Origin of the sequence: Acinetobacter sp. ATCC 27244 (assembly GCF_000156555.1) — a bacterium.
GTDB classification, from domain to species: domain Bacteria; phylum Pseudomonadota; class Gammaproteobacteria; order Pseudomonadales; family Moraxellaceae; genus Acinetobacter; species Acinetobacter haemolyticus.
Genome location: NZ_GG665956.1, coordinates 45,931 through 56,992, shown reverse-complemented (window position 1 = coordinate 56,992; position 11,062 = coordinate 45,931). Strand labels below are relative to the sequence as shown.

8 protein-coding genes and 1 pseudogene are annotated in these 11,062 nt (G+C 37.4%); 6 read left to right on the top strand and 3 right to left on the bottom strand.

Going from position 1 to position 11,062, the window contains the following annotated elements; translation table 11 throughout:
• Window positions 1-86: 86 nt before the first annotated feature.
• The 3 genes and pseudogenes from HMPREF0023_RS09225 to HMPREF0023_RS16920 form a co-directional block, all read right to left on the bottom strand.
• Entirely contained in the window at window positions 87-1,382 is a 1,296-nt protein-coding gene (locus tag HMPREF0023_RS09225; protein ID WP_008941940.1) for a Y-family DNA polymerase, read from the bottom strand.
• Entirely contained in the window at window positions 1,382-1,867 is a 486-nt protein-coding gene (locus HMPREF0023_RS09220; protein ID WP_008941939.1) for a LexA family protein, read from the bottom strand. The genes HMPREF0023_RS09225 and HMPREF0023_RS09220 overlap by 1 nt, the downstream gene beginning before the upstream one ends.
• Before the next feature lie 388 nt (window positions 1,868-2,255).
• A pseudogene (locus HMPREF0023_RS16920) lies at window positions 2,256-2,735 on the bottom strand (hypothetical protein).
• A 93-nt stretch (window positions 2,736-2,828) separates the two neighbouring features.
• Between HMPREF0023_RS16920 and HMPREF0023_RS09210 the strand changes: the two are divergent.
• The 6 genes from HMPREF0023_RS09210 to HMPREF0023_RS09185 all read left to right on the top strand — a co-directional run.
• Window positions 2,829-3,035, top strand: coding sequence for a helix-turn-helix domain-containing protein (locus HMPREF0023_RS09210; RefSeq protein WP_008941936.1), 207 nt, complete (start codon window positions 2,829-2,831; stop codon window positions 3,033-3,035).
• A 97-nt stretch (window positions 3,036-3,132) separates the two neighbouring features.
• On the top strand, window positions 3,133-4,614 hold the full coding sequence (locus HMPREF0023_RS09205) for a type I restriction-modification system subunit M (protein ID WP_008941935.1): 1,482 nt from the start codon (window positions 3,133-3,135) through the stop codon (window positions 4,612-4,614).
• Entirely contained in the window at window positions 4,614-5,813 is a 1,200-nt protein-coding gene (locus tag HMPREF0023_RS09200) for a restriction endonuclease subunit S (RefSeq protein WP_008941934.1), read from the top strand. The genes HMPREF0023_RS09205 and HMPREF0023_RS09200 overlap by 1 nt, the downstream gene beginning before the upstream one ends.
• A gap of 84 nt (window positions 5,814-5,897) precedes the next feature.
• The gene (locus HMPREF0023_RS09195) at window positions 5,898-7,043 is read left to right on the top strand and encodes an ImmA/IrrE family metallo-endopeptidase (RefSeq protein ID WP_017395925.1); all 1,146 of its coding nucleotides are present in this window, start codon (window positions 5,898-5,900) and stop codon (window positions 7,041-7,043) included.
• Window positions 7,044-7,589, top strand: coding sequence for a DUF4411 family protein (locus HMPREF0023_RS09190; RefSeq protein ID WP_008941932.1), 546 nt, complete (start codon window positions 7,044-7,046; stop codon window positions 7,587-7,589). It begins immediately after the preceding gene.
• Between the two features lie 100 nt (window positions 7,590-7,689).
• A partial coding sequence (locus tag HMPREF0023_RS09185; RefSeq protein ID WP_008941931.1) for a DEAD/DEAH box helicase family protein occupies window positions 7,690-11,062 on the top strand: 3,373 nt, incomplete at its 3' end.

The following is an 11,062-nucleotide window of genomic DNA, read 5'->3' as shown; positions in this document are numbered from 1 at the left end:
TTTATGATGAAAGTTCGAAAGAAAAACTTATAAATGATCTAAAGAAATTTTATCCTACATTTGGTGAGTGATCGATATCTATTAACTTAGTTGATCGTTAAAAGCTCATCCCACTTAAATGGATTCTTACTCAACTTGTCTCTACTCATAGTCCAGTTTCGATTAGGCACAAAACATGGTCCAATTCCAATCTTCTTCTTTCCAAACTTTTGGTGAACACATTCCATAGCTTTCATCAGCCTTTCTTTCTTTTCAATCTCTTCAAAATCAGTCAGTAGATCATATGTATGGCCATTCTTTGGTTCAAGGCACGTTAAAACTACACCGCACTTTTTATATTTGATTCCTGCTTTGTAGATATGATTCAGCATTAATGTTGCTGCTTTGGCCAATTCAGGTGCAAAGTCGGTAGGCTCAGGAAATGTATAACTGACTGACTGATTATAAAAAGGCACATTAGGGTCGAAAGGGTTGGATTGCACAAAAGCAATAATTGTACCGCAGAGTAAGTCTTCACTTCTTAATCGAGAGCATGCATCTTGGGCATACATTGAGATAGCTTCTTTTAAGTCCGTCAGTTCAGTTACGCGTGATCCAAACGAACGGCTGGCAACAATCTGCTTTTTGCTTGGTGGTGTATGTTCAATTTCAATGCATGAAATTCCCTGTAGTTCAGCAACTGTTCTTGCCATCACGATTGAAAATCGTTTTTGCATCTCACGTGGATCTGCACTTGCGAGATCTAAGACAGTATTAATATTCATTGTTTGTAGCTTTTTTGAATGCTTACGTCCAACACCCCAAACTTCAGAGACTTCTATCTGAGCGAGATAATATTCTTTATTGCACAGATCCATGTTCACTAGATCACAAACACCGTTAAAGCTTGGATTCTTCTTGGCAATGTGATTAGCAATTTTCGCTTCAGTTTTTGATTTACCTATTCCCACGCATACAGGTAGACCAATCCATTTCAAAATCTTCTGCCGCATGTCTTGACCATATTTAGTTAAATCATAATTTTTATAGTAAGCAGAGAGGTCTAAGAAACACTCATCAATAGAATAAATCTCTTGTTCTGATTCAGTGACGTATTGACCTAGAATCTTATGAAACCGCCGTGACATCTCAGCATATAAAGCATAATTACTCGAAAGCACCTGAACATTATGTTTCTGAACAATATCTTTGATTTGGAAAAGGGGAACACCCATTTTGATTCCAAGTGCTTTAGCTTCATTCGATCTAGCAACAGCACATCCATCATTGTTACTCAAAACAATAACTGGTTTATCAATCAGGCTTGGATTGAACATACGCTCACAGCTGACATAACAGTTGTTAACATCAACTAATGCAAATACTTTGTTTTCGTGCTTCATCACTTTCTTGCTTTTTTTAGAATGAAAGTAACAACCCCCCATATGATCAACTGCTGCCCATCTTTAAGATGAATGTCATCATAATCAGGATTTTCAGCTTTTAGCCAAGTTCTATGTTGTTCTATTTTTAGTCTTTTTACAGTGAAGTCATTATCGATAAGAGCGACTACAATATCATCGTGTTTAGCATCAAGACTGCGATCTACAATCAACTCATCATCAATATCAATACCAGCATTCTTCATAGAGAGTGAACCAACTTTGACAATAAATGTTGCGCACTCGTTACTAATCAAGTGCTCATTCATATCGATTTTTTTATCGATATAATCCTGAGCTGGGGAGGGAAAACCTGCTGAAACTTTTTCGATAGCTACAGAAATAGACATATCTATAGAAGGTTCTATGAGTGAAATCGAATAAACATCTGAGAATAACTCACGCCTGAGATGATTCTTAATTTCGATGATTTGAGGATTGCTCATGACTATCACTTGAATTTGTTACATAATCAAAATGATATTCTAGAGATGAGTTGAATTTCAAATTTAAAAAATTGTGGATAAATAAGTACAAGTCATAGATTGTCGCGCTATAGTGTGTGTTTGGTCGGAAATTCTACACTGATTACTTTGTATTGCATTTTTAGTCTCTGTAGATAGATTTCCATTAGAGATTAAATAAAAAACACCATTCCTGCATATTCTCTTTTAATTGACCACTGATTCTCTTATAGATCTGACCAGCTAAAATCTTTTTAAACTGACCAGACATCACAAATAGATCGAACATACCAAAGCAAAGTTGCTTAAAAGTAAAGCTCATTAATCTTATGATATGTCTCACAATCCAACACTCTTATTAAAGCTGCACCTAATTTAAAACATCTTCCATGAATTTGATGTTGGAATTGATACTTCTAATGTCATTTTCCAATTGCTGCTGATGCACAATAAAGTATTTTTCTAATGTTTTGTCATCTGCCAAGAGAGTCTGAATAAAATTTATATTGTTCTCTTTATCTTTAATTTGCCCTAAGAACTCTGTCTTTTTTGCTAAAAATACTTTCTCAAGTTTTTGTTTTTTAAATTTTTCTCTTAGATTATCTAATCAATGTGTCTCCTTATAGCTAAAGACCCTTCTTGTAGATTGAGATACATCAACTTCTAAATAATGGCATTTTACTAGAATTCTTAACCCGACATACATGAGTCGTCGATGTTGTTCAACCTTGGAATTTTTACTCATGCCCATTTTTTCCCAGAAATGCTTGGCTTGCCAATTCTTAATTTCATGATTTGCAAAAATATCCATAAACTCATCGTATAAAGGTAAATTTACGGTTTTTCTCATGACGGGCTGTCCTTTATGTAAAAGAGGATTATAGTCCGTGGATATATAGTCCTCAATTGGTGATAATTCTGTTTATTGAGCAGTTAGTTTCAAATGTCAGAATTATCCAACGTAATTGGTCAATTAATTCGCAATAGAAGAACACAAAGAAGCATCACGCAAGAAGCTCTTGCATTACAGTGTGGTATTGATCGTAGTTATATGGGGCGCATTGAACGTGGAGAGGTTAATTTCACTGTTGAAAAATTATATGAAATTGCATCGGCATTAGAAATCAATGCTAAAGAATTATTGCCATAGTACCAACGCCTAATCTTGTCGCATTGCTTTATTTCCCCATAGATTTTACTCTTTAAATCCAACACAATAAGCACAAAGAAATTTGAGAGTCATCTACGTGATTACAGGCGAAATTAAAAGCAAAATTGACCAGATTTGGAATGCATTTTGGAGTGGCGGTATTTCCAATCCTTTAGAAGTCATGGAGCAAATGACTTATTTGCTGTTTATTCGCCGACTGGATGAAATTCAGATCACCAAAGAAAAGAAAGCTAACCGCTTAAAAACTGCTGTAGAACATCCAATTTTCACGCCTGAGCAAGATCATCTTCGTTGGTCAAAGTTTATTACTTTAGGCGATGCTGCAACTTTATATAATACCGTTGCCAATGAAGTCTTTCCTTTCATTAAAAACTTAGGTGCAGAAGACGAAACCACCTATAGCCACCACATGAAAGATGCCCGTTTTACCATTCCTACGCCTGCACTTTTAACCAAAGTGGTGGATTTGGTTGCCGATGTGCCAATGGATGATAAAGATACAAAGGGTGATATTTACGAGTACATGCTCGGTAAAATTGCCTCAGCAGGTCAAAATGGTCAGTTCCGTACGCCTCGCCATATCATCAAGATGATTGTGGAGCTGATGAAACCTAGACCGACCGATACCATTTGTGACCCTGCTTGTGGTACAGCAGGCTTTTTAGTCGCTGCAAGTGAATATTTAAATGATCATTACAGCACTGAGATTTTTGCCAATCCTGCAGCTGCAAAGCGTTTTAGTGAAGAAACCTTCTTTGGTTATGATTTTGATAGCACCATGCTTCGTATTGGTTCGATGAACATGATGCTACACGGTGTTGAAAACCCACGAATTGAAAACCGTGATTCTTTGAGTGAAACGCATTCACATATTGCGGAAAAATATAGTTTGATTTTAGCCAATCCGCCATTTGCAGGCAGTTTGGACAATGAAAGCTGTGCCAAGAATATTCAAGCCGTAGTCAAAACTAAAAAGACTGAATTACTGTTTTTAGCCTTGTTCTTACGTTTGTTAAAAACTGGCGGTCGTGCTGCGGTAATTGTGCCTGATGGCGTGTTATTTGGTTCATCAACTGCACATAAAGCTTTACGTCAAAAGATTGTAGAAGAGCAAAAGCTTGAAGCCATTATTTCAATGCCATCAGGTGTGTTTAAGCCTTATGCAGGGGTTTCGACTGCCATTATGATTTTTACTAAAACCATGTCGGGCGGTACGGACAAAGTTTGGTTCTACGATATGCAGGCGGATGGTTATTCGCTAGATGATAAGCGTAACGAGCTAGATGCCTCTAAGCATGAAAATAACAACATTCCTGACCTTATTGCTCGTTTTAAAAACTTAGAGGGTGAAAAAGACCGTAAAGCCACAGAGCAAAGCTTTATGGTGGATAAAGCCGATATTGCTGCCAATGGTTATGATTTGTCGATTAACCGTTATAAGGAAGTGGTGTATGAGCAAGTGGAATATGAAACACCAAGTAAAATTTTGGCGGATTTAGAAGTTCTTGAGCAGGATATTTTAAAAGGGATGGCTACGCTTAAGGAGTTGTTGAAATAATGACTCAAATTGTGAAAATTGGAAATATTTCTACTCAAATTCGTGGTGTTTCTTATTCAAAAAGTGATGCTGTTTCAAATATGCAAGAAGGTTATTTGCCTGTTTTAAGAGCTAACAATATTCAAGAACAAGGTCTGATTTTAGAAGATTTTGTTTATGTTCCCGAAAGTAAAATTTCAAAAAAACAAAGAATTTTGGCAGGTGATGTAATTATTGCTGCATCGAGTGGAAGTATTAGTTTAGTTGGTAAGGCTGCTTCGGCAAAAGAAGACATCAATGCAGGATTTGGTGCATTTTGTAAGATACTTCGCCCAAATACTGAATTAGTTGACCCAAGATATTTTGCTAACTATTTTCAGACACAACAGTATCGTCAAATAATTTCTAATTTAGCTGCTGGTGCAAACATTAATAATCTAAAGAATGAGCATTTAGATGATTTAGAAATCCCACTTCCACCACTTTCCGAACAACGCCGAATTGCGTCTATTTTAGATCAAGCGGATGTGTTGCGCCAGAAACGTCAACAAGCGATTGAAAAGTTAGATCAGCTTTTACAAGCCACATTTATTGATATGTTTGGCGATCCTGTCAGTAATCCTAAAGGTTTCGAGGTTAAAAAACTTTCAGAACAAGTCGATTTAATTCAAATTGGTCCTTTCGGAACTCAATTACATCAAGAAGATTACATTGAGAATGGAATTCCTTTAATCAATCCATCGCATATCAAGAATGGAAAAATTGTTCCAAATCTTAAATTATCAGTAAGCCAATTGAAGTATGGTGAATTGAGTCAATATCATCTCAAATTGCATGATGTTTTATTAGGTCGTCGAGGTGAAATGGGAAGATGTGCTGTAGTAACTCAAAACGAAGTGGGTTGGTTATGTGGAACAGGAAGTCTTTTTCTTAGACCTAACGTAGAGAAAATTAACCCATTTTTCTTAGAAATGTTGTTATCTTCAGATTCAATAAAAAGATATTTGGAAAACGTGTCACAAGGTCAAACCATGGCAAATCTGAATAAAACCATTGTAGGATCAATACCATTAATTGCGCCAAGCATTGAAATTCAGAACAAATTTTTTCTCATTTCTGAAGAAATTAATAAGATGAAAACTGAATTGGAAAATTCGAAAAATCAAGTAAACAATCTATTTCAATCATTACAAAACCATGCATTTAACGGAACATTATGAATGGAGCTATTGCCGATACAACAAAGCAAATGCATCGGTCATCTTTTTTGATTACAATGCTTCTATGAGAACATGAGTAAAAAGATGACTGATTTTGTCCAACATTCGCCCATAGCGATTCAACGCTATATGCAACAGATAGGAAACCTATCTGCGAATGAACTCGCAAAAAAATCAGGGTTGACAACAGAAAAAGTTTACACCTTACTCAAGGATGCCACTCCTATTCTCAAGCTAAGTGAGTTGGAACAGATCGCTAAAGTGCTTTTTGTTCCAAGCGTATATCTGACCAATAGTGAATTGGAATACATCCCTGAGATTCCAACGATTGTTGATCATCGTAATATGGAAGATGTATTTAACAGTTCTTATGCTTATCAAGCCGTTCTTCGAGAAGCTATTAAAGCAAGAAATGACTATCTCTATGTTTTAGAAACAATGGGTGAAGAGCCTCTCGATTTTAATTTAATGCTTTCAGGTGATGATGCCGTTGAAGATGCAAAAATTATTTCTGATTATTTTAATCTGAACCACCAAAAACGAGCAGTAAAACATAATGACTATTACTCTGCTTGGCGCAGTATTTTTGAAGCTAAAGATATTTTAGTCATTGAAAAATCAAGCAAAGAACCTTTTGGTTCAGATGGTTTTTGTTTGTGGTTTGATGTTGTTCCTGTGATAGTTGTTTTGAGTACAGGACAAGCCGCTGAAAGACGTTTGTTCACCATCATGCATGAATTAGTTCATTTAGGACTACGCCAAAGTGTATTTGATGGAAAAATAAATGCAATCAATACCAATAATCAAACGGAACGCTACTGTGACACTGTTGCAGGTCATGTTATTGCACCATTTGAATTATTGGAAAGTTGTTATCAGTCTGATATGACTGTAGAAGAATTGGTGTTAAAAGTTCGCTCTAAAGCTAAAGCGAGCCGCCCAGCGATTGCAATTCAATTAAAACTAGCGGGATATATTTCTGATCAACAACTCAGAGATTATTTAAGACAACTTGACCAAATTAAAATTGCTAAAAAGCAATCTGGTGAAGCAAAAATCCCTGCTTCAACTCGAATTATCAGCCATTTTGGTCGATATTTTGTACAAACTGTGATTGCAGCCATGTCACACAATACAATTTCAGCAACTACAGCAAAAGATATTTTGGGGATTAAGCCAACATATAAACCAACTACATTACAAGATGTGCAGAGACAGGTGTATATGTAGATGATTTATTTAAGCTTAGACACAAATGCTCTGCTAGACATTTGCTTTCGAGTATATCCAGAACAAACTTTCCCAAAACTTTGGGAAATGTTAGATGACCTTACATTGACAACAACAATTAAGTTTTGTGCGTGTTCTTCGATATTAGAAGAGACTCGATCAAAATGTGCTTTCTTTGCATTTGATGAAAGTATCTTAGATAATTTTCTCACTCGTTTTAGAGTGATCATTATTGATAGAGATGAAGTGGGAAGTCGTATCCTCAATATTCGAACAAAATTGTTGGCTTATCCATTTGCGGCAGGATCAGCTCACGCAACTAAAGATGAACCTGATGTTGACTTGATTGCAACAGCTCAAAAATATAATACCAGCGGTTTTGTTGTTACTGGCGAGATTGGATTTATTGGGGCTGATTGGGATGCTTTTAATGCTAGAGCAAGAAGAAAGGAACAAATCAAAATTCCAGATATTTGCGCACTAATTGGTGTTCAGTCCAGTTCATGGTTACAGCTATTTCAAAGATATAATTTTACTTTGGATTAAATTTTTGCGATTAAAATCTTATTGAAATTATTTGAATTCTTAAGATATATTGAAAAAATAGAAATAAAATTTTGAAATTAGAAAGTACTGTGGGGTTAAGATGAGCAATTTTCAGTTTTTAGAACCTGAATTTAAAAGCTTGGCAGCCACTGCTAAAGAAGCTGAAAAGCTCGTGTATATATCCCCACAATTTGCCCTTGCTGCGGCTCGTACTTCGCTTGAAAACCTTGTGCTATGGCTGTATCAATACGATAAAAAACTGACCCAACCTTATGACCCGTCACTACATAACTTACTCAACGACCTCAAATTTAAAGACCTGATTCCACCCTATATTTGGGACAAAATGGACAACATCCGCATGGTCGGTAACAGTGCCGTACATGGGAAAAAGTTCAAGCAGCTCACAACAGAAGAAACCGTTAAACACATTAGCCATTTATTTCTGATGTATGTTTGGTTTGAACGAAACTATGGCTCACCGTCCAAAGACCGTTCTCAGTCGATTTTATTTAACCCAAAACTAATACCAAATGCTGACAATACTCAGCAAATCACCGTCAACCAAGAACAACTGCAAAAAGAAACAGAAGCTAAAGAAAAACAGTTTGCTGAACAACATAAAGCTTTACGGGAACGTGAACAAAAACTATTTGAACTGTCCGCAAGTTTAGAAGAGCGTGAAAAATTACTTGCAAATATAGATGCTAAACTTGCACAAAAACGTGCAGACGTTGAACAAGCCAAAATTGCCAACAGCAAAATTGAAGACCATACCGACTATAAAGAAGACGAAACTCGAAAACTTAAAATTGACCTCTTGCTTGAAGAAGCAGGTTGGGAAATTGGCACATCGGTTCGAGAAGAAGTTGCTGTTACAGGTATGCCGAGTCCATCGGGTAAAGGTGCAGTGGATTATGTGCTGTATGATGCCAATGGCTTGCCTTTGGCTGTGGTTGAAGCCAAACGCACATCAACCGACCCAGATATTGGTCAGCAGCAAGCCAAGCTCTATGCAGACTGTTTAGAGCAACAAACAGGACAACGCCCTGTCATTTTCTATACCAATGGCTACAAAACCCGAATCTGGAATGATGTGCAAGGTGGTCCACCACGCTTAGTTCACGGCTTTTATACGCAAGCAGAACTCAAACGTCTGATTGAAAGACGTAAGAACAACCCTGATTTGAGTAGTTTCCCGATCAATGCAGAAATAGTCGAGCGTTACTACCAAACTCGTGCCATCAAAGCCATGCTTGCAGCCTATCAACGTAAAGAACGTGCAGGCTTACTGATTATGGCAACAGGCACAGGTAAAACCCGTACCGCCATTGCACTGGTCGATGTGCTGATGAAAGCCAATGTGGTGCAAAAAGCCTTATTCCTTGCAGACCGTACTTCACTGGTCAATCAAGCGCACAACGCCTTTAAAGCCAATTTAAAAGATGCTTCATTCGTCAATTTACTTGAGGATAAAAATCAGGTTGGTCGAGTGTATTTCTCGACCTATCAAACTATGATAGGCTTAATTGACGAAAAAAATGCAGACGGTACACGACAATTCGGTACAGGCATGTTCGACCTGATTATTATTGATGAAGCACACCGTAGCGTTTACCAAAAATTTGGCGAGATTTTTAAATACTTCGATAGTTTGCTTGTTGGTTTAACTGCAACGCCACGAGATGAAGTTGACCGTGATACATACGCACTGTTTGGCTTAGAAAGCGGTGTCCCAACCGATTACTATGATTTAGATCAAGCCATTGCCGATGGTTATCTTGTGCCACCTAAAGCCTATTCTGTCCCGCTTAAATTCATGCGTGAAGGCGTGAAATATGACGAACTTTCCGAAGAAGAAAAACAACATTGGGATAGTCTAAATTGGGGCAATGAAGAAGCACCCGAAGAAGTTTCAGCATCCAAAATCAATAAAGAGCTGTTTAATACAGGCACGATTGATTTAATGCTCAAGCACTTGATGGAAAATGGTATTAAAACCGAAGGCGGTGATCGTCTGGGTAAAACCATTATCTTTGCCGTCAATCAAAAACATGCCCAGTTTATCGCAGATCGCTTCAATGAAAACTATCCGCAATATGATGGCAAGTTTGCCCGTGTCATTACCCATGCAACCAAGTATCCACAAAGCCTGATTGATGACTTTAGCAAGAAAGATTTAGCTGAGCCACAGATTGCGATTTCAGTGGATATGCTCGATACAGGGATTGATGTGCCTGAAGTGGTCAATCTCGTGTTCTTTAAAGCAGTTCGCTCTAAAGTGAAATTTATGCAGATGATTGGACGTGGTACACGCCTCTGCAAAGAATTGTTTAGCCCTGAAAAAGATAAAAAAGAATTCTTTATTTTCGATTATTGCTCCAACTTTGAATACTTCAATGAAAATCCAGATGGTGCGCCTGTATCGACCACAGAGCCACTCGGACAACGTTTGTTTAAAGCACGTTTAAATATCCTGAGTTTACTGAATGCAAAGGACGATGACACCGAAGAGCTGAAAGCTGTACAGCAAGATATACGTCAAAGTTTACAGACTGAAGTGAAGTCCATGAACAATGAGAATTTCATTGTGAAATCTGAACTTGAGCATGTTGAACATTTCAAAAATGATGATGCTTGGAACAACTTAGATGATCTTGCCGTCGATACATTACGAGAACACATTTCTAAATTACCAAACCAACTTGAGCCTGAAACCTTAGAGGCCAAACTGTTTGATATGCTTTGCTACAACCTTGAGTTGGCAGTATTGGAAAAGAACAATACAGCGATTCAAAGTTATGCCAATAAAGTCATTGAAATCGCTTCAAAGCTAGAAAGCAAAGAAAATATTCCTGTGGTTGCAGAACAGATTGCGCTGATTCAAGACATTCAAACCGTTGAATATTGGAAAGGCATTACCTTGCCAATGTTAGAGGCGATGCGTAAACGTATTCGCGGTTTGGTCAAACTTATAGAAAAATCGACCTCGACCATTGTCTATTCCATGCTTGATGATGAAATTGGAGAAATGCAAGCAGTCGATATACCAGTCGTTTCAAGTGGCGTAAACCTAGCACAGTACCGTAAGCGAGTTGAAAGCTTTATTAAAGCCAATGAAAACCACATTACCATCGCAAAGTTAAAGCGTGGTTTAGCTTTGACACCAACAGATTTAAGCGAGTTGGAGCGTTTTGTTTTTGAAGCTCAGGAAGTAGAAAGTCGAGATAAGTTTGAAGAATGCTTTGGGACAGAAAAGTCGTTACCTCTTTTTATCCGCTCTTTGGTTGGACTTGATCGTCAGGCGGTACAAGAAGCTTTCTCTAAGTACTTGCAAGGCTCAACCTATAACGAAAAACAGATTCGTTTTGTTGAAATGATGATTGATCATCTGACTCAAAATGGAGTATTGAATGCGGCACAACTTTATGAACCACCATTCAATCAGGTTCATTTCGAAGGGATTGATGGTG